Below are 19,951 nucleotides of genomic sequence, written 5' to 3' on the forward strand. Positions count from 1 at the left end.
TTATTGCACAACTAAAGCCCTTCTCATTTGAGAAGGGCTCCAGAATTAATCTTCAAATAACTCATCCATTAAATCGTCAATTTCTTTTCTTAATTTTTTAGTGCCTTCTTTGGAAATGGTTATGTTATCACCATCTATAATCAGCATATCTCCTACTTTTGCTCCCTTAGGAAGAGAACTTTTAGGAAAATCCTTCATATCTCCACCATCAATTTCAACGACCGCAATCTTTCCTTCGAAGCGATCAATAATTCCTTGTACCATTTATTTCACCGTCTTTACAGTAATTTTCTGACCTGTAGAAGTAAAAATAATGTTACCTAATTTATCTGTACGATATGTTTTAGCTTTCACCGAATTTAATCGGTTTACTACTGTAGAAGTAGGGTGCCCATATCCATTTTTCCCTACACTGATCACTGCGTATTTCGGTTTTGTTTTCTTAATAAAAGCAGAGCTTGATGATGTTTTTGCGCCATGATGGCCAACTTTAAGCACATCCACACTAGGAACTAGCTTTTTAGCCAGCATATCTTTTTCAGACTTCTCTTCAGCGTCACCAGTAAACAAGAATGTCTTTTTGTCGTGTTTAAGTAAAAGAACAGCACTCCAGTTATTTAAATCAGACTTAGCATAGTCTTTAACAGGTGCAATGAATTTTAATGAAGTATTCTTTGCCTTCGTTGTAATTTCTACGCCAGTCGTCGCTTTTTTTATTGTAAGTTTCTTCTTCTTAACAGCCGTTAAAAAGTCTTTGTATGCTTGCGTAGTGTGAGAAACTTTAGGTGCATACACAGATTTTACATTAAGCGATTTAATCACATAAGCTAATCCACCCACATGATCAGCGTCTGGATGAGTTGAAACTACGGCATTAAGAGTTTTCACATTCTGTTTTTTTTAGGTAGGCAACAATCTCGTCGCCCTTGCCTTTACCGCCACCATCGATTAAAACGTTTTCATTACCGGTTTGAATAAGGATGGAATCTCCTTGTCCAACGTTGATAAAGTGTACCTTCACATTTGATGCTGCCTCAGTTGTTTTGATCCCTGTAAATAAAGATAAAACAAGAACAGCTACTAGTAGAATATTAAGTTTTTTCATTTTTTCGCCTCCAAGTATAAATTTATCATGAGAAATGAGGGAAATGGGGATTTTGACATAATTTTTTTGGAACAAGCACTTCATTACATAATAAGAAAAGGAATTGTAAGTATCGAAATTTAGCAACTTAACAAAAAAATAGTTAAATATTCCTAGGTATATATGATTGATTGTTTGATGAATCCCCTTCCTTTCCTGAATAAATATAGAAACTCTTCTAAGTTTGGGATTTTGTCACAGACCCTGGGGAAACCATTGAAGGTGTGGTCAATTCGATCATTCACCCTATTAAAACCTATAAGTATATTTCAAAGTCCATTTCGGATTCATATGAACGGGATATGGTAAATGGTGATGCCTCTTCTCGGGCACACTGGGTTTCTTATGCGCTTGGAACAGTCGTCACATCAGTAGTAGGAACAAAAGGGGCAGGAGCCGTAACGAAGACTGGGGTAGTGACTACAAAAGCAGCTGCAGTTAAAGGTGTTTCGAAGGCAAAAGAATTAGCCTCTATCCCTAACCTATGCCATACAATCCTAAAAACCAACTGTTGTTGGCAGGGGAAGTACCTTATAATACGGTTAATAGTGCTGGGTTAAAGGAACAGCTAATTTCAATGGCGAAAGTGGAGTCAGAAATTAGTAGTAAGGGTATTGCTAATCAAGGTAGTAATTTAAAAAAGACTGTAGGCAAAAGATGTTCTATCTAAATTTTATAACAAAGTTGATTGGAGCGGAAGGTGCGAGACTCCTGCGGGAAAAGCGCGTCTAAGGGAGACCCCCGCAGGAGCAAGCCGAGGAGGCTCCCGGACCGCCCGCGGAAAGCAAGTGCCCTACGTTCCAATCAACGTTCAAATTGTACAAGCCATAAAAAAACTGTAGACAAACTCGATTTTCATCGAGTTTGTCTACAGTCTGAAACCATGCAAATAAAACATTTGCATGGTTTTTCATTAAGAAATAAGGGGATTGGAGAAACTTTTCACGATCAAACAAAGGGGTATAAGTTTGTAAGTGATTCACTTCATAATATAATAGATAACCTATTTATTCCAACTGTTATATTCAATGTTTCACAAAGTGTTCACAAAGGTTTTTTATACATAATGATAGTGGTTATAAGAGATTCCATTAATTTTCCGTGTTATTCATCTTCCCATTATATAAAAGGCCTGTAATAATGCCCAGTTAAATATAAGGACATGGATAACATATTCATTTATTCAAATGTAGGCATATAACAATCTTTGCAAAAATGTCGAGCTAACCCTAAAATGATAATATTGGAAAAAGATATATTAAATGATGGATGTCGTAACAAGAGAATTAGAAGTAACAAATCAGTTAAACGTAAGAGGCTTTTTAGGAGTGAGGTTAAAAGATTTGAAAGGGAAGGTATTCGGAACTCTTTGTGTAATGTATTGAGAGGAAAAGGTGTTCGATATTAACTATCTGGAATCCGTGGCAGACATTTCTTAAAGGCAGTGAAAGAAATCATCTATCATTCCCTTTATGTTTTAGGAGGACGTCTGAATTAAGCTAAATCCGCTAAATTTTCTTGGGACGATGACTTCTTTCTAAAAAGTAATTACACAATAAGTCTTCGGTTTTGTTGCGAAGGCGGGGATTGAAATAATTATGATGTTCCTCGTATCCTTTATATAAAAAACAATACATCGTAAAGGATTCATCGCGTTTAATTTCACTTACCTTAATATTCTCCTTGCGCAAATAGCGCCGCACCTCGGCAAGCTCTTCCTGAACGGCTTTTAAAACATGTTCCACTAGTTCTGAATAGGGCCTTTTTAATTTAAACGGACTTATTTCGATGACCTTGAGATCCCGGTTTAAGACTGTAATCACCATAGGAAGGTAGATGGCTTTTTCAATCATATTTCGGTCATCCTCTGGAATGCGGGTCATCATGACCGCTCCTTTCTAAAAAAGCACGTTTTCATATAATATGTATGCTTTATCTAAATAAGAACATATGTTCTTTAATCCATCTTAATGGATTATCAGTTGATATGCAAGCGGTTTGTTGGAATGATGAAATTTTTGTTAATAAGATTATGTTTTCCTGAGATAGGGAAAGTATGATTATATATGGTTAATAATTCTTGCAATTTCAGAGGAAAGTGATATATCTAAAATAGAACAGCTTTTTAATAAGTTTATGCTGCTTTAATAGTCGGCATGTCGAGGGAGATAATTATGGACTTGGATACTATACGTGAGTGGTTTACACTTGATAATATATCGGCACTGATTCAGCAATATCGCTCATTCGGTCCAATCCCGGGAATTTTGCTACCGATGCTGGAAGCTTTTTTGCCCTTTTTACCCTTATTTGTGTTTGTACTCGCTAATGCAACGGCTTTTGGTCTCTGGTTTGGTTTTTTATTTTCTTGGATTGGGGCGGTAGCGGGAGCTTTTCTGATCTTTTTAGTTATTAGAAGATATGGTCAAATGAGGTTTTTTCGCTTTTTGCAGAAACATAAACAGGTGCAAAGGCTAATGGTTTGGGTGGAGAATCATGGATTCGGGCCTCTGTTTATACTGCTCTGTTTCCCTTTTACACCATCGGCTATTGTGAACATAGTGGCGGGGCTTTCAAAGGTCAGCCCGTTGCAATATGGACTAGCTGTTATAGGTGGGAAAGCAGTGATGATATTTACGATTAGCTTCGTAGGTTATGATCTTGTATCCCTTATTCATAAGCCTGTGCGTACAATCATCATAGGCATTGTCATCTTTATCCTATGGTATGTAGGAAAAAGACTAGAAGTCCGGCTAAATAAAAGCATGAAGAGAGAAGAAGGGAAATAAGTATTAGAATATAAATGCGGTAGGGGTTGAAATAGATGGGAAAAACAAATAGAAATTCTTTATCCGACTGGGTAAAAGCAGCCATGATTGCTTTTGTTATTTACATCTTAATCCGTACATTTTTCTTTTCAAGCTATGATGTTGAAGGGGAGTCGATGCAGCCGACACTTGAAGAAGGTAACAAACTTGTTGTGAATAAAATTAATTATCATATCAGGGATATCAACCGATTTGACATCATTGTTTTTCATGCGAATTCACAAGAAGATTATGTTAAACGAGTTATAGGGATTGCAGGTGACCGCATTCGTTACAAGGATGATTGGCTTTATGTTAATGGTAAGAAAGTGAATGAGCCTTATCTTGAGAAGTTTAAGGAGGGATTCCCGGGGCAAAACTTTACGGGTGATTTTACGTTAAAAGAAATCACTGATATGACGACTGTCCCAGAAGGCAAGTTGTTTGTCATGGGGGATAATCGTCTTGAAAGTGCGGACAGCCGCCACTTTGGTTACATACCAGTTGAAAATGTGGTTGGTAAAGTTGATGTACGATATTGGCCAATCAAAGAATTTAATTTTCAGTTTAAAGGTAAATGATTGCGGAAGCCCGAAATTATTGAGGGCTTTTTCTTTTGGTTAAAACACGAACGTACGATTGGTATTTTTAATAAGGAAACGGTAAAATAATAGAAAACAAATCGTAACTGGAAACAGAAACCTTGTCTAAAAGACGGCAGTATTTCTGGTATGATAGGTATAGATATTATGTTGTATAAGGGGGAAAAAGATGTCACTCCGTTTTTTACTAGGAAGATCGGGTGCAGGGAAAACTTCGAATATTTTGGACGAAATTCGCTCCAGATTGGAAAAGGACCCCGAAGGCAATCCAATCATTTACCTCGTTCCTGATCAGATGACGTTTCTATCGGAATATAAATTAATTAAAACGCCAGGCCTCGCCGGAATGATACGGACACAGGTATTCAGTTTTAGTAGGCTAGCTTGGCGCGTTCTGCAGGAAACTGGCGGAATGAGCCGGCTTCATCTGGACAGCGTTGGCGTTAATATGTTGATACGAAAGATTATGGATGATAAAAAAGAGGATTTGAAAATGTTTCGCCGATCTGCTGATAAGCAGGGATTCATTGCTCAAATGGAACAAATACTGGCTGAGTTCAAGCAATATTGCATTCAACCGGATGACATTCAAAACTATTTGACCAAAACATCACCGGGCGGCAATGGAATTCAGGATAAACTGCATGACCTTGAACTGGTCTATCAGGCTTTTGAGGATGAAATGATTGGAAAATATTTAGATTCTGAAGACTATTTTACTTTACTTATAGAAAAAATGTCAGAGTCTTCATATATAAAAGACGCTGATATTTACATCGATGGTTTTTACAGCTTGACACCACAGGAATTATTGATTGTAGAAGAAATGATGAAGCTGTGCAAGAGTGTAACAATTGCGTTGACATCAGATCAGCCATACAGACAATATGGGCCTGATGACCTGCAGCTTTTCAGGCAAACAGGGAATCTGTATCATCAGCTTTATCAAGCGGGATTAAGGACTGGAATTCCAATTGCAGAAGATCGCATCCTAAACGGTACAGCAAGGTTTGGTGGAAGTCCGGGGCTGAATCATCTGGAAACCTATTTTGCTCATCGTCCTGCGCGAATGTTTGAGAAGTCCTCTGAAGTAACGATTGCTCAGGCAGTTAACCGCAGGGCTGAAATTGAAGGGGTCGCCCGGAACATCTTAACACTTGTTAGACAAAAACAGCACCGCTTTCGTGATATTGCGATTTTAGTTCGTAATGGAGCAGCATACGAAGATATTTTACAAACCGTTTTTCGGGATTATCAAATTCCACTGTTCGTGGATTCTAAACGAACTATGCTCAATCATCCTCTGATTGAACTGATTCGATCGACATTGGAGATCATAAATGGCTATTGGCGTTATGAACCTGTATTTCGGGCAATCAAAACGGAGCTACTATTCCCGCTTCAAAAAAGCCACGATCGAATGCGTGAGCAGGTAGATAAGCTTGAAAATTATGTGCTTGCTCGTGGGATTAAAGGAGGTAAGTGGACTTCTAAAGATCGATGGACCTACCGCCGCTTCCGTGGACTGGAGCTCGAAGACCGGGCCCAAACGGATAAGGAAATGAAGCTTGAGCAGGAACTGAATGAGCTGAAGCAATTATTTACTGAGCCCATTTTGAAACTCTCAAAACGAGTGAAAAAGTCCCAAAATGGTAGAGAAATATGCGAAGCCCTTTATCTATATCTTGAAGAATTACATGTACCGGAAAAATTGGAAAAGCTAAAGCTGGAGGCCGAAGAAGCAGGAGATTTGGTTTCAGCTAGAGAGCATGAACAATCGTGGAACGCCGTCGTCGATCTGCTAGATCAATTCGTCGAGCTGTTAAGCGAAGAAGAGCTTTCTATGAAACAGTTTGCCGTAATCATTGAAGCAGGTCTGGAGTCCCTTGAATTTTCTTTAGTACCGCCGGCAATTGACCAAGTGCTTGTCGCTAATCTCGATCTATCTCGTCTTGATGATGTGAAGACAGCTTTTGTCATTGGTCTAAATGATGGGGTCTTGCCAGGAAAAGCTGTATCTGATGGAGTATTTTCCGATAGTGATCGCGAAACGCTTTTGGCAAGTGGACTTGATGTTGCCCCAAGTTCGAAGGTTCGCCTCTTGGATGAGGAGTTTACAGCGTATAAAGCATTTACTACACCGGCTGAAGCGCTCTATTTATCGTATCCGCTTGCCGATGAGGAAGGAAAAGCTCTCTTACCCTCTTCTTATTTAAAGAGGGTAAGGGACGTCCTGCCGCATGTTACCGATTCTTTTTATATGAACGACCCATCCGACCTGTCTGCTGAGGAGCAGGTGAAGTATGCCGCGAACTATGATGTGGCCCTGTCTTATCTGGCTGCCCAATTGCAGTTGAAAAAACGAAACTACCCCATCCATTCACTCTGGTGGGATGTATACAATACTATTATTGAAGATGAAATGGTTGGTCCAGAAGCAGCTAAGGTATTATCGAGTCTTTTTTACCAAAATAAAACGAAGAAATTATCTGAAGAAACAAGTAAGCAATTATATGGTGAAAGCATTCTTACAAGTGTATCGCGGATGGAAATGTTTAATAGCTGCCCGTTTTCCCATTACGCTGCTCATGGTTTGAAATTAAGGGAAAGGCAGATTTTCCGTCTGGATGCACCGGATATTGGTGAAATGTTCCATGGAGCGTTAAAAATGATTTCGGATTATTTAAAGGAAAATGATATTCCTTGGTCTTCATTGACAAAAGAGCAATGCTTGGAATTGGCTAGAAACGCAGTGGAAAGGCTTGCTCCAAAGCTTCAAAATCAGATTTTGTTAAGTACGAACCGGCATCATTATTTGCGAAGGAAATTGGAGCATGTAATTGGGCGGGCATCAATCGTCTTAAGTGAACATGCCAAGGTGAGCGGATTTGCTCCAATAGGATTGGAACTTGGCTTCGGGAAAAATGGAGAGTTGCCACCGCTCACATTCACATTGAAAAATGGCACGGAAATGGAATTAATTGGGCGGATTGATCGTGTTGATAAAGCGGAAGAAGGTGAGGGTGTCTATTTGCGTGTGCTCGATTATAAATCGAGTGAAAAGGAGCTGAACATGAGTGAAGTGTACTATGGACTTGCTCTGCAAATGCTGACATATCTCGATATTGTCGTTACCCACTCCCATTCACTTATCGGCAAAGAAGCGATTCCAGCCGGTGTTTTGTATTTTCATGTTCATAATCCGGTTGTTAAATCGAAGGGTATGCTCAGTTTGGATAAAATTGAGGAAGAAATCTATAAAAGCTTTAAAATGAATGGAATTGTATTAGATCATACAAATGTTATTCAGATGATGGATACATCGCTTGATATAGAGACTTCCAGTAAATCTGACATTATTCCAGCTGGATTTAAAAAGGATGGATCGCTTTTGGCAGCATCCAAAGTTGCGAGTAGGGAAGAGTTTTCACTTCTGAATCATCACGTACGCCAGGTCTATCAGGAGGCTGGTGATCGAATGGTCGATGGTGACGTAGATATCACACCATATAAATTAAAAGAAAAAACCCCATGTACCTTCTGTTCGTTTAAATCAGTATGTCAATTCGATCAGTCTTTGGAGGAGAATCAATTTAGGAATTTAGCACAGAAGAAACAAAATGATGTTCTGGATTTATTAAGAGGGGAGGGTGAAAGATGAGTAAAACAATAATTCCTGAGCTTCCGGGTGACGTTACTTGGACGGAAGATCAATGGAAGGCGATTTGGGCAAAAAATCAGGACATACTGGTTGCAGCGGCGGCAGGTTCAGGAAAAACTGCGGTGCTAGTCAATCGGATAATTCAAAAGGTTGTTTCAGAAGATGACCCGATTGATGTTGATGAACTCCTTGTTGTGACATTCACGAATGCTTCGGCTGCCGAGATGCGTCACAGGGTCAGCGAGGCATTAGAAAAAGCGATTAATGAAAATCCCCATTCACAGCATCTGCGTAAGCAGTTGAGCTTGATTAATCGAGCTTCGATCTCCACGCTTCACTCCTTTTGTTTAGAGGTGATTAGGAAGTATTATTATCTGACGGAAATCGACCCAGGCTTTCGAATTGCGGATTCTACAGAGGCACAGCTACTACGTGATGAAGTAATGGAAGTGCTTTTCGAAGAGCAGTATGGTCAGAGTGATAATGAAGAGTTCTTTAATTTGGTTGATGCTTTTACAAGTGATCGAAACGACGATGCACTTCAGAATATAGTCCGATCTCTCTATGATTTTTCGCGATCGAATCCAGATCCAAATCAATGGCTTAATAGTGCCGCTGCCATGTATGACCTTGCTGATGATGCAGGAATAGACGATCTTTCATTTATCGAGTCCTTGAAATTCGATATTGGCTTGCAGTTGGATACAGCCAAGGATTTATTGGAGCGCTCCCTCGAACTGACAAAGGTACCAGGGGGGCCAGCACCAAGGGCAGAGAACTATTTAGCTGACCTTGCTCTTGTAGCCAAATTATCGGGAGTTAAAGATCACTCTTGGAATGCTCTTTATGAAGAAATCCAAAATGTGAAGTTTGGAACGGCAAAACGCTGCACGGGAGCAGACTTTATCAAAGATATTGCTGATGAGGCTACCAAATATCGTGATAAGGCAAAGAAAATTATTAAATCGTTGCAGGAAGAGTTATTTTCTCGTAAGCCCGAAAGTTATCTACGTGATATAAGAGAACTGAAGGGATATGTTGATACCCTTGTTATGCTCGTTAAACAGTTTGACGAAAGATTCTTCGCCGCAAAAGCGGAAAAAAACTTGGTCGATTTCGCTGATTTGGAGCATTATTGTCTTCAAATCTTGACAGAGGAAACCGTAGATGGTGAACGAAAGCCATCAGCGGCCGCTATTGAATATCGGAACCAGTTTAAAGAGGTACTTGTCGATGAATATCAGGATACGAATCTAGTTCAGGAAACAATTTTAAAACTGGTGACGGCAGATGGAGAATACAGTGGGAATCTGTTTATGGTGGGCGATGTCAAACAGTCGATATACCGCTTTAGGCTTGCTGAACCGAATCTTTTCCTTGGAAAGTACACACGATTTACCCATGAAGGGAACGAATCAGGACTGAGGATCGATTTAAATCGGAATTTCCGGAGCCGTAAGGAAGTTCTCGATGGAACGAACTTCTTGTTTCAACAGCTGATGGGGATTACCGTCGGTGAGATTGATTATGATGAGGACGCCCAGTTGAAAAAAGGAGCGCCGTATCCCGAAGACAAACCAAGCCCTATTGAACTCCATTTAATTGATGGAGCAGAATCCCATTCAGATACAGAAGAGTTGGAAATCGGATTTGAGGCCGAGGAACTGGAAAAGGCGCAACTCGAAGCAAGAATGATGGCCAAGCTCATTAAAAAGACTATAAACGAAAAGCATCAGATATATGATATGAAAACCAAACAGTACCGTTCTGCGACTTATCGTGATATGGTCATTCTCCTTCGTTCTATGCCTTGGGCACCGCAAATTATGGAAGAATTTAAGAAGCAGGGTATTCCGGTCTATGCCAACTTGTCATCGGGATATTTTGAGGCGACCGAAGTAGCAATCATGATTTCCTTATTAAAAGTGATTGATAATCCCCAGCAGGATATTCCTTTGGCTTCTGTTCTGCGTTCGCCTATCGTCGGGATGGATGAAGAAGAAATGTCGCAGGTCCGTTTATTCCATACAGGTAGCTATTATGAAGCATTAGCTGATTTTTACAGAAAGAGTGACTCAGATGAACATCCCGGGCTTTATGAAAAAGCTTCATCATTTTATAAAAAGCTAGTAAAGTGGCGAAAGCTTGCTAGGCAGGAGGCGTTGTCCGACTTAATCTGGTTGCTATATCGTGAAACTCAGTTCTATGATTTTGCAGGAGGAATGCCGGGTGGCAAACAGCGTCAGGCCAATTTAAGGGCACTGTACGATAGGGCAAGGCAATATGAAGCGAGTTCATTCCGTGGCCTGTTTCGATTTCTGCGTTTCATTGATAGAATGCAGGAACGTGGAGATGATTTAGGGGCAGCTAGGGCTTTAGGTGAGCAGGAAGATGTAGTCCGCCTGATGACGATTCACTCCTCAAAGGGTCTAGAGTTTCCGATTGTGTTTATTGCCGGACTTTCTAAACAATTCAATATGATGGATTTACGAAAGCCTTATTTACTGGATAAGGATTATGGTTTTGCGGCTAAGTATGTGAATTCTGAATTGAGGATAACGTATCCATCCCTTCCACAGTTGGCTTTTAAGAAGAAGAAGCAACTTGAATTAATTGCCGAGGAGATGCGTGTCCTCTATGTTGCGCTTACAAGGGCTAAGGAAAAGCTGTATTTAATTGCCAGCATCAGTGATGCAGAAAAAACGCAGCAAAATTGGGCAAGTAATGCGACACACGGTGATTGGTTATTAAAGGACTATGTACGAGCCGGTGCAAAAAGCTATCTTGATTGGATTGGTCCATCCCTTGTCCGTCATCGAGACTTTCAGGGGGTAGCTGGTCTTGGCTGGGAAATGGAGTCGCACCCATCAAATTGGTCCATCTCTGTCATTCCTAGTGAAGAGCTGGCTGTTGTGGATGATGAGGAGGCACTCGCACAAGAGCAATTACTAGAGCATGTCCAGAAGTCAGAGAAGGTCGAAATGGTTTCCGAGTTTTCTCAGGATATCAAAGAACAACTTAAATGGAAGTATCCAGAACACGAGGCTTCCGTGCATCGTTCCAAGCAGTCCGTTTCTGAACTAAAACGACAATATGAACTGAAGGATGAACAAAGTTCTACAGAGTTATTGCGTAAATTTAAGCGGCCAATTACTAAGCGTCCGACTTTTATGCAAGAAAAGTCACTAACTCCTGCTGAAAGAGGAACAATTACCCATTTAGTCATGCAGCATATCGACTTATCAAACGAGATTACCATTCAATCGATTCAGCAATTGATAGTTGACTTGATTCAACGTGAGTTGTTGACCGACGAACAGAAAGAAGCAGTGAATCCTGATACGATTGTTGATTTCTTTGACAGTGATATTGGTCAAAGAATGCAGAAGGCTAAGAGTATTCGCCGTGAAGTGCCATTTACAATGTCATTGCCGGCTAAGGAGGCTTACAGTGATTGGGAAACTGGAGAAGAGGAAATCCTGATTCAGGGTGTTATTGATTGTATTTTTGAGGATGAACAAGGGCTTGTGCTGCTTGATTATAAAACTGATACAATAACCGGTCGGTTTGCTAGTGGGTATGAAGGGGCAAAAGAGATTCTTTCCGATCGATACCGGATGCAGCTCCAGCTTTATACAAGGGCTGTCGAAGGAATATTAAATAAAAAAGTAACGAGCCGTTATTTATTTTTCTTTGATGGAGCACATTTATTGGAAGTATAAAAGAGAAGTGCCTATAACCCTGTCAAATAGACATTGATAAAAAGAATAGATTAAGCTATGGTCTTTTCTCGGTATTCAATCGGGGAAAGGCCGTTTTTTTTTTGAAAATGCCATATAAAAATCCCCACATAGGTAGACAGTAGGTGATAATACTGAGGCACTCTTTTTAATTAAACAATAAACAGAATAGTTTGAAAGATTGCGCAAGGTTGCTATATACTAATTATAAAATACCTTTTTAAAGGAGAAGAGTTGAATATGACGAGTAAGATGGAAAGTAGAGGATACTTTGGTGAGTTCGGAGGAAGCTTTGTACCGGAAGAACTTCAACAAGTTATGGATATTTTAGAAGCAGAATTCTTGAAATATAAAGATGATCCGGAATTTAAAGAGGAGTTTCAATACTATCTAAAAGAATATGTAGGACGTGAAAATCCTTTAACCTATGCACAAAATTTAACGAAAAAGATGGGTGGAGCCAAAATTTATTTAAAGCGTGAAGACCTAAACCATACGGGTGCTCACAAAATCAATAATGCAATTGGCCAAATCCTGCTGGCTAAACGGATGGGTGCTAAACGCATCATCGCAGAAACAGGCGCAGGGCAGCACGGTGTAGCGACTGCGACAGCTTGTGCGATGTTTGGTTTAGAGTGTGTTATCTATATGGGCAAGCTAGATACAGAGAGACAGGCGCTGAATGTCTTTCGGATGGAATTGTTGGGTGCCAAGGTTGTTGCAGTTGAAAAAGGACAGGGACGATTAAAGGATGCTGTTGATGAGGCGTTAAATGACTTGGTCCAAAACTACGAAAATACTTTTTATTTGCTTGGTTCAGCTGTGGGGCCACACCCTTATCCATCTATCGTTAAGCATTTTCAGGCAATCATAAGTGAAGAATCAAAACGCCAGATTCTTGAAAAAGAAGGCAAGCTACCTACTGCCATTATTGCCTGTGCTGGAGGTGGAAGTAATGCCATCGGTGCTTTTACTCACTATATCGATGAAGAAAATGTCCGTTTAGTTGGTGTCGAACCGGCTGAAGCCCCAAGTATTTCCCATGGTGTGCCCGCAGTGTTGCATGGATTTAAAAGTTTGACGTTATTGGATGAAAAGGGAGACCCGCAGCCAACTTTTTCGATTGCTGCAGGTTTGGATTATCCAAGTGTGGGTCCAGAGCATAGTTTCTTGAAGGAAAGTGGCCGAGCAGAGTATGTAACGATAAAAGGTGATGAGGCTCTTGAGGCCTTTCAAATTTTATCGAAAACAGAAGGGGTCATTCCAGCTCTTGAAAGCTCTCATGCTGTGGCGCATGCGTTGGTTTTAGCAAAAGAGCTATCAAAGGATGACGTAATTATTGTTAATTTATCAGGACGCGGTGATAAAGATGTTGAGCAAGTATTTAAGATGTTAGAAAAATAATGTCATTGAAAAAGCCTCCTGGTAACAGGAGGCTTCAGTTAATTCAATTATTCCCTGCGATGGGTTGATCGACTCCATTGATATCAAGGACATTGCTTCCGTTCAAACCATTGGCTGATAAGACTAATACACCTATATTCGCTGAGCCGGAGCCGGCGACTGTCTTGTGGGAGGCTTTCGGTGAAATGACGGCTGCATCTCCGAATAACAGGTTTCCTTCCGCGACATTGAATATTTGGACTGGACCTACAATGGCTGGCATATGAATTTCTCCTTTTTTTCATTATGAATTTTCTTCTAATGTATCTCCGGTTGCTGTACTTTCTTTTTTCCCCGGAACCTTGCGAATGTGTTTCACTCTTGATTCCATGCGTATATGACCGACATTTCCCACACCGACAACAGCTGAGGTAGATATCCCAATGATGTGGACATTGCCAACACGGATAAAGGGATTAGGGTTTGAAAATTGTGGCAGAATAGGTTCATCAATTCTTGGAATATAGAAAGGCTTCTTAAAGATGCTGTAATCGCTGAATTGAAATTCTTGTGGCTGGAAATTATCGCTTTTCTCCTGAATTGCCAATGCTAGTGAACTTCCGTCAATATAGGAACAGTCTCCGATTTGCATGGTTGAGCTGAAAAAGAGCGTCTTTGATGTTAATGACTTTACTTTCGAGATTCTTGAAAACATATTTTTCTATCCTTTTGGAGCAATAACGAATGGTGTGACGATTAGCGATTCCGGGGGTGTATCGAATGCGGAAGATAGCTGGATGGTTTGAACGTCCCCGATGAGAAATAAAGCAGAGCTTGCTACCCCGGTAATTTTAACATCACCGACACAAAGCTGGTGATTGGTTACATTAAACTCCATTTGGATTTCCTCCTGTCTCGGCTTGTGAGTTGGTAATGAATTGAATCAAAGCTGCCTGAATATCGGACTTTACTTTTTCTCTGATTTTTTCTTTAATGTTATCTCGTTGTTGAGGTGCGCGTTCTGGATACGTAAGATTATCAAAATACATGTTGATGCGTTGATGTAACTGTCGCTCCACATCCTGTCTCATGAAGTCATGATAGGAAGGTTCAAGTGATATTCTCAACTGCCCTTCCGTATCACTGATCATATTTTCTAAGTCTGAAAGAATCTCGTTGTAGATTTCCTGTACGACAATCTCCCGGCCAGGAAATAGATAAGGTGCAGGTGGGACCGTTTGGTTATTTACAGCAAACTCATCAATGTTATTTAAATCATTAGGGTTTAATCCAATATTCAGCGTTCCATCTAAAGATTCGACCTTTAATTGATCAAATTTATATTCAATTTTATCCACATGGATAGGCGGTTTTTGTTTTAGTCCGGTAATTTCATCCGTCAGGCGTTTGATTTCGTGTTCAAGTTTCATAATCCGCTTATCCTGGGCTTCAAGAAAACGCTGCATTTGTATGGAATACGAATATAAATCATGATTCACGATTCAACACCTCAACTTTACCTGATATAATTTTCATATATGACAGTATATGAAAATTGATAGATGTAGGTGAATGCCTAAGAATTTGGAGGTCTAAGCGAAAGGAACGAAGGTGGTGGTGGTCTCAGGCTCAATCGCAGGAGCGGGTGCGGTGAATCCACCAGTATTTGCTAATGTAGAGTATGGCTTAATCACTCCGGCACTTCCTATTTGAAAAACAGATGAATTGGCTATGCTTTCAATTTTAATCATATTGATTTGAATCGTTTGGTTGATATTAAAGATCATGGTGACCTCCTTTCTCAAATAATACGGCTAGACATTTAATACCAATGGCTGATCAACAGCATCAGAATCATACGTATTTGTATTACTGTGGGCATTATAAAGTGAAATGGAATCTCCTGTGTTAAAAGATCCAGCACCTGCAAATGTTTTTGAAGTGGAATATGGACTTATCTTAAAGACGTCGCCAATGTGGACAACTCCACTGCTACCGACGTTGATAGCTTGAACAAATCCTACGATAGCCGGCATTGAAAAATCACCCTTTTTTTTTATTCTGTTTTTTTCCAAGTGCATAGGCAGTAATCACAGATGGAAGTTTCAATGTATTGTATGTTGTTTCTTTATCGATGTGATTCATCTGCCTACCAACATCTTGTTATAGAACAATGATAAATGTCATTGGATAATATGATACAGATATGGTAATATAATACTAAATTCACAATTTTCAAATAAAATAAGAGGTGATGAGATGAACGTACCTTTAGTATTATCGCATTTTTTGGATCGAGCAGCCTTACTTTATGGCGATAAGAAAGCCATTATTGGAGATGATAAGGTCTTAACGTACCTGCAGTTAAATGGCCGCGTTAACCAGCTTTCTAACGGGTTAAGAAACCTTGGTGTTAAAAAGGGCGATAAAGTAGCTTATTTGGCACCGAATTCGATTGAAATGCTTGAAGGCTTTTATGGGGTATTTCAACTTGGAGCCGTAATTGTTCCTTTGAATATTCGGTTAACTCCTGCAGATTATGTATTCATTTTGAATCATAGTGAGTCCAAGGTGCTTTTCGTAGACCAGGATTTGTACCATCTTATTTCATCTGTTAAGGACCAACTTGAATCAGTGGAACATATTATTGTGCACTATAAAGAGGAAGAAATAAATGAAACCGATTACAACAAATGGCTGGAGCATTTTGATAAAGAGAGCTTCAATCGAGAGCAGGTTGATGAAAATGATGTTTCGAGTCTCCTTTATACAAGCGGTACCACTGGTAACCCTAAAGGGGTCATGCTTACTCACCGCAATAACTATTTGCATGCGCTAGGTGCGATGCATCATATCAGAGTCAGTGATCGCGATACATATTTGCACGTTCTGCCAATGTTCCACGTGAATGGCTGGGGTGCTCCTTTTTATTATACGGCTAATGGTGCCACTCAAGTTTGTTTGAGAAAAACCACCCCTGAATTGATATTTAATGCGCTTGAAAAACATAAGGTTTCCATCATGCATATGGCACCAACAGTTCTTAATTCATTGTTTCAATATTATGAACAGAATGTGCCTACAATAGAACAGGATATCCGAATAGTTGTTGCGGGTTCTGCTCCGCCGCCTGCATTTGTCACAAGGGTAGAAAAAGAGCTAGGGTGGGAATTTATCCAAATATACGGAATGACTGAATCAACCCCGATTAGTTTGATTTCATTGATTCGTTCTGAATTCGACGACCTTTCTGAAAAAGAAAAATACAAAATGAAAGCGAAAGCTGGTTATCCTATCATAGGCAGTGAAGTAAAGGTTGTTCATGATAGTGGTGAGGAAGTAGCCCATGATGGCGTGGATATAGGGGAGCTCATTGTCCGCAGTCACGGGGTAATGTTAGGTTATTGGAAAAATGAAGAAGCGGCCATGCAGACGCTGAAAAATGGCTGGTTGCATACAGGAGATATGGCGACAATTGATAAGGATGGGAATGTTGATATTGTCGACCGTAAGAAGGATATAATTATAAGCGGAGGAGAAAACATCTCTTCCATTGAAGTGGAAGGAATACTATACGAACACCCGTATATTCTTGAAGCGGCAGTCATAGCCGTTCCTCATGAAAAATGGGGAGAGACGCCGCATGCTTTTATTGTGCTAAAACCGGATGTGGAATTGACCGAAGCGGATATCAAGACCTATACACGAGAAAAATTAGCTCACTTCAAGTCAGTCACTAGTGTAACATTCGTTAAGGAACTGCCAAAAACAGCATCCGGAAAAATACAAAAAATCCATCTACGTAATGATTATTGGGAAGCTAAAGGAAAAACAGGTAGATTCGTCAATTAATGTTCGTAAACGCTGCTCAGTGATGGGTAGCGTTTTTTCATGTTCGCTCATGAATTTGTTCAATGAAAAAGCTTCCTGTTGAACAATATAGTGTTAATATTATAAAATATTTCAAATTATTGAGAATGTGGGTGTGGGCATGAATCGTTTTCATTATAGCTGGATTGTTTTAATCATTACATTCTTCTCCATTATCGTAGCGGGAATCGTTAGGTCATCATCAGGGGTATTCATCGTACCATTTGAAAATGAGTTCGGATGGGATCGTTCCGTCATTTCATTAGCCTTTGCGATAAGTCTTTTTCTATATGGATTATCAGGTCCATTCATGGCCGCTTTAATTGAAGTGCTTGGTTTAAAGAAAATGATGGTGTTTGCCATGTCAACATTATTGGCAGGGATTGTTCTCACATCTTTCATGGAGCATGAGTGGCAACTAATTCTAATTTGGGGGATTATTATTGGATTAGGGTCAGGACTATTTTTAACGGTATTGAGTCCGTATGTGGCGAATCGTTGGTTCGAGAAGAGAAGGGGTCTAGCGGTAGGGATATTAACCGCAAGTACGGCTACAGGTCAGCTGATTTTACTGCCTGTTTTAGCCATTATTATAGATAATTATTCTTGGAGATGGGCGATTGGCTTAATTTTGGTCCTTAGTTTAATCATGCTAGCAATCATCCTATTATTTATGAAAAACACCCCGAAGGAAGTTGGCATTCTTCCATATGGACTAGAGGAGGAATCCCAAGAGTCTAACGTAGTTCAAAAGAAAAACCCTATTGTTATGGCTTTTCAGTCGTTAATTGAGGCAGTGAGAGTAAGGGAATTCTGGTTATTGGCAGGAAGCTTTTTTATATGTGGACTTTCAACGAGCGGGTTGATAGGAACGCATTTCATTTCTTACTGTATTAGTTTTGGATTACCTGTTGTTACGGCTGCGTCTCTGCTTTCTTTTATGGGGATATTTGATTTAATTGGTACGACTGTATCTGGTTGGTTATCTGATCGATTCGATAATCGTTGGTTGTTGTTTTGGTATTACGGTCTAAGGGGGGCTTCACTCGTATTACTACCTTTTGCACTACATGAAGGCTCAATCATCCTACTGATTATCTTCTCTGTGTTTTACGGGTTGGATTGGATAGCCACTGTACCTCCAACCATTAGCATCTCAAGACAAGTCTTTGGGATAGAGAAAAGTGGAATTGTATACGGTTGGATATTCGCGTCCCATCAGGCAGGTGCAGCAGCAGCGGCGTATGGCGGGGGACTTATCTTTAAAATATTCAACTCCTATACATGGGCATTTTTCCTTGCAGGAATCTTTTGCGTATTGGGTAGCTTGTTTGTCATACTAATAAAAAAACAAAAATCGGATTTATTGGTTAAAGATGATGCAATGAGGCTATAAAATATTCGGATACGCTCCATTTCTTATTTTGTCCTTGTACCTTTTTGCAACAAGGACTGGAGCTAAATCTTAGTGAAAGAGGGTGAAACTGTGAAGGACACGATGATTCCATTGCAGGAAAGTAAACGGATTGTCAGCATTGATATTTTACGAGGATTAGCCATTTTGGGGATCTTTTTAGTGAATATGCCTTCTTTTCATTCTCCGCTCTTGTATATAGATGGTGTTGAACAATGGACTGAAGGTTGGGACAGGATTTTGTACAGATTCAGTGATATTGTTGCGCAGGCCAGTTTCTATCCGCTATTTGCGTTTCTATTCGGTTTCGGGGCAAACATACTAGCAGTACGGAGTGAGGAAAAGGGTGTCTCATTTCCTTTTCTATTTATGAAAAGGCTTTGTTTTCTATTAGTACTGGGGTGCATTCATGCTTTTTTTATCTGGCATGGGGACATACTTATTAATTACGCGATTTTTGGTTTTGTATTTTTACTTTTTTATAAGATGCGGGGAAAGAATTTGATTATGCTGGGGTCGTTTTTTTATGTCATCCCTTTTGCGATATTGGGCTCGCTTTTTCTTATTATAGGAATTTTTGATAGGGAAGAGATGGCGATTACGACTGATTTGACGATGATGAAACAGTCTCTTGAAATTTATCAATCTGGTACATTTACGGAAATAATGAGTCAAAGGGCACTAGATTGGTATATGGTGAATAACCCATTTAATGCTATTATCCCCTTTTTATCGATTTTTCCGTTCTTTTTAATTGGAGCTGGTGTAGCAAAGAAAGGCTGGCTACAAAATCCAATGCGGTATAAACGACAATTGAAAGCAATATCGATCGTAAGCTTGCTATTAGGATTGTTGATTAAGGTTTTGCCATATGTGACGGTATACCATTTTGGCACGATATTTGTTCAGGATTATTTTGGTGGACCGTTACTGACGATGTTTTATATCACTGCCATCACGCTGCTGGCTGAAAAAACTGGGGCTTATCGCCTGCTCCACCCGCTTTCGTATGTCGGAAGAATGTCGATGAGTAATTACTTATTTCAATCGATTGTATGTACCTTCATTTTTTATTCATACGGATTTGGTTTATATGGGACAGTCTCGTACACGACGGGTTTTCTCTTACTTCTTGGTGTGTTTTCCGTTCAAATTCTTCTCAGCCTTTTGTGGATGAAAATATATAGATACGGACCGATTGAATATGTATGGCGTTTTGTTACATATGGTAAAAAACCAATTATGAGTCGGAGAGGTTTTAAGAAGGTGAAAAAAAATGGAAGTGGTGTTCATTAAATCGTCGAATTTACCTAATTAGAGGGACTCTTAC

General features: G+C 39.8%; 17 protein-coding genes and 1 pseudogene. 9 read left to right on the forward strand and 9 right to left on the reverse strand.

What is annotated here, in order from left to right; genetic code table 11:
- Positions 1 to 45: 45 nt before the first annotated feature.
- A complete protein-coding gene (locus tag ACQKMR_RS02205; protein ID WP_427695820.1) occupies positions 46 to 264 on the reverse strand; it encodes a DUF3006 domain-containing protein in 219 nt (72 codons plus the stop codon).
- Positions 265 to 1,105, reverse strand: a pseudogene (locus ACQKMR_RS02210) (ComEC/Rec2 family competence protein). It abuts the gene before it with no gap.
- A 263-nt stretch (positions 1,106 to 1,368) separates the two neighbouring features.
- On the opposite strand from ACQKMR_RS02210, the gene ACQKMR_RS02215 reads away from it, so the two are divergent.
- Positions 1,369 to 1,704 carry a hypothetical protein gene (locus ACQKMR_RS02215; protein WP_427695821.1) on the forward strand — a complete coding sequence of 112 codons (336 nt, stop codon included), beginning with the start codon at positions 1,369 to 1,371 and terminating at the stop codon, positions 1,702 to 1,704.
- Between the two features lie 948 nt (positions 1,705 to 2,652).
- Here ACQKMR_RS02215 and ACQKMR_RS02220 read toward each other — a convergent pair.
- Positions 2,653 to 3,027, reverse strand: a complete 375-nt coding sequence (locus tag ACQKMR_RS02220) for a hypothetical protein (protein WP_427695822.1) — start codon at positions 3,025 to 3,027, stop codon at positions 2,653 to 2,655.
- A gap of 291 nt (positions 3,028 to 3,318) precedes the next feature.
- On the opposite strand from ACQKMR_RS02220, the gene ACQKMR_RS02225 reads away from it, so the two are divergent.
- The 5 genes from ACQKMR_RS02225 (at position 3,319) to trpB (ending at position 13,358) form a co-directional block, all read left to right on the forward strand.
- Positions 3,319 to 3,933: a TVP38/TMEM64 family protein gene (locus ACQKMR_RS02225; RefSeq protein WP_427695823.1), complete on the forward strand. Its 615-nt coding sequence runs from the start codon at positions 3,319 to 3,321 to the stop codon at positions 3,931 to 3,933.
- Between the two features lie 35 nt (positions 3,934 to 3,968).
- Complete coding sequence (lepB, locus tag ACQKMR_RS02230) at positions 3,969 to 4,532, forward strand: signal peptidase I (RefSeq protein WP_427695824.1); 564 nt, start codon at positions 3,969 to 3,971, stop codon at positions 4,530 to 4,532.
- A 190-nt stretch (positions 4,533 to 4,722) separates the two neighbouring features.
- Complete coding sequence (gene addB, locus ACQKMR_RS02235) at positions 4,723 to 8,214, forward strand: helicase-exonuclease AddAB subunit AddB (protein WP_427695825.1); 3,492 nt, start codon at positions 4,723 to 4,725, stop codon at positions 8,212 to 8,214.
- Entirely contained in the window at positions 8,211 to 11,936 is a 3,726-nt protein-coding gene (addA, locus tag ACQKMR_RS02240) for a helicase-exonuclease AddAB subunit AddA (RefSeq protein WP_427695826.1), read from the forward strand. Before addB ends, addA begins: the two co-directional genes overlap by 4 nt.
- A gap of 258 nt (positions 11,937 to 12,194) precedes the next feature.
- A complete protein-coding gene (gene trpB, locus ACQKMR_RS02245; RefSeq protein ID WP_427695827.1) occupies positions 12,195 to 13,358 on the forward strand; it encodes a tryptophan synthase subunit beta in 1,164 nt (387 codons plus the stop codon).
- A 43-nt stretch (positions 13,359 to 13,401) separates the two neighbouring features.
- On the opposite strand, the gene ACQKMR_RS02250 is transcribed toward trpB, so the two are convergent.
- The 6 genes from ACQKMR_RS02250 to ACQKMR_RS02275 all read right to left on the reverse strand — a co-directional run bounded on the left by ACQKMR_RS02250 (position 13,402) and on the right by ACQKMR_RS02275 (position 15,373).
- The gene (locus ACQKMR_RS02250) at positions 13,402 to 13,620 is read right to left on the reverse strand and encodes a spore germination protein (RefSeq protein WP_427695828.1); all 219 of its coding nucleotides are present in this window, start codon (positions 13,618 to 13,620) and stop codon (positions 13,402 to 13,404) included.
- Positions 13,621 to 13,641: 21 nt separating this feature from the next.
- Positions 13,642 to 14,052, reverse strand: coding sequence for a spore germination protein GerPE (locus ACQKMR_RS02255; RefSeq protein ID WP_427695829.1), 411 nt, complete (start codon positions 14,050 to 14,052; stop codon positions 13,642 to 13,644).
- 6 nt (positions 14,053 to 14,058) lie between these two features.
- Positions 14,059 to 14,235 (reverse strand): spore gernimation protein GerPD, encoded by a 177-nt coding sequence (locus tag ACQKMR_RS02260; protein WP_427695830.1) that lies wholly within the window; start codon positions 14,233 to 14,235, stop codon positions 14,059 to 14,061.
- Positions 14,225 to 14,836, reverse strand: a complete 612-nt coding sequence (gerPC, locus tag ACQKMR_RS02265; protein ID WP_427695831.1) for a spore germination protein GerPC — start codon at positions 14,834 to 14,836, stop codon at positions 14,225 to 14,227. The genes ACQKMR_RS02260 and gerPC overlap by 11 nt, the downstream gene beginning before the upstream one ends.
- 93 nt (positions 14,837 to 14,929) lie before the next feature.
- The gene (locus tag ACQKMR_RS02270) at positions 14,930 to 15,124 is read right to left on the reverse strand and encodes a spore germination protein GerPB (protein WP_427695832.1); all 195 of its coding nucleotides are present in this window, start codon (positions 15,122 to 15,124) and stop codon (positions 14,930 to 14,932) included.
- 27 nt (positions 15,125 to 15,151) lie between these two features.
- Entirely contained in the window at positions 15,152 to 15,373 is a 222-nt protein-coding gene (locus ACQKMR_RS02275) for a spore germination protein (protein ID WP_427695833.1), read from the reverse strand.
- Positions 15,374 to 15,596: 223 nt separating this feature from the next.
- Between ACQKMR_RS02275 and ACQKMR_RS02280 the strand changes: the two genes are divergently transcribed.
- From ACQKMR_RS02280 to ACQKMR_RS02290, 3 genes are all read left to right on the forward strand, one after another.
- Positions 15,597 to 17,189 carry a long-chain-fatty-acid--CoA ligase gene (locus ACQKMR_RS02280; protein WP_427695834.1) on the forward strand — a complete coding sequence of 531 codons (1,593 nt, stop codon included), beginning with the start codon at positions 15,597 to 15,599 and terminating at the stop codon, positions 17,187 to 17,189.
- 139 nt (positions 17,190 to 17,328) lie between these two features.
- Positions 17,329 to 18,603 (forward strand): MFS transporter, encoded by a 1,275-nt coding sequence (locus ACQKMR_RS02285; RefSeq protein ID WP_427695835.1) that lies wholly within the window; start codon positions 17,329 to 17,331, stop codon positions 18,601 to 18,603.
- A gap of 72 nt (positions 18,604 to 18,675) precedes the next feature.
- Positions 18,676 to 19,917: a DUF418 domain-containing protein gene (locus ACQKMR_RS02290; protein ID WP_427695836.1), complete on the forward strand. Its 1,242-nt coding sequence runs from the start codon at positions 18,676 to 18,678 to the stop codon at positions 19,915 to 19,917.
- The last annotated feature ends 34 nt before the right edge of the window (positions 19,918 to 19,951 follow it).

Origin of the sequence: Peribacillus sp. NPDC096540 (assembly GCF_050278525.1) — a bacterium.
GTDB lineage: Bacteria > Bacillota > Bacilli > Bacillales > DSM-1321 > Peribacillus.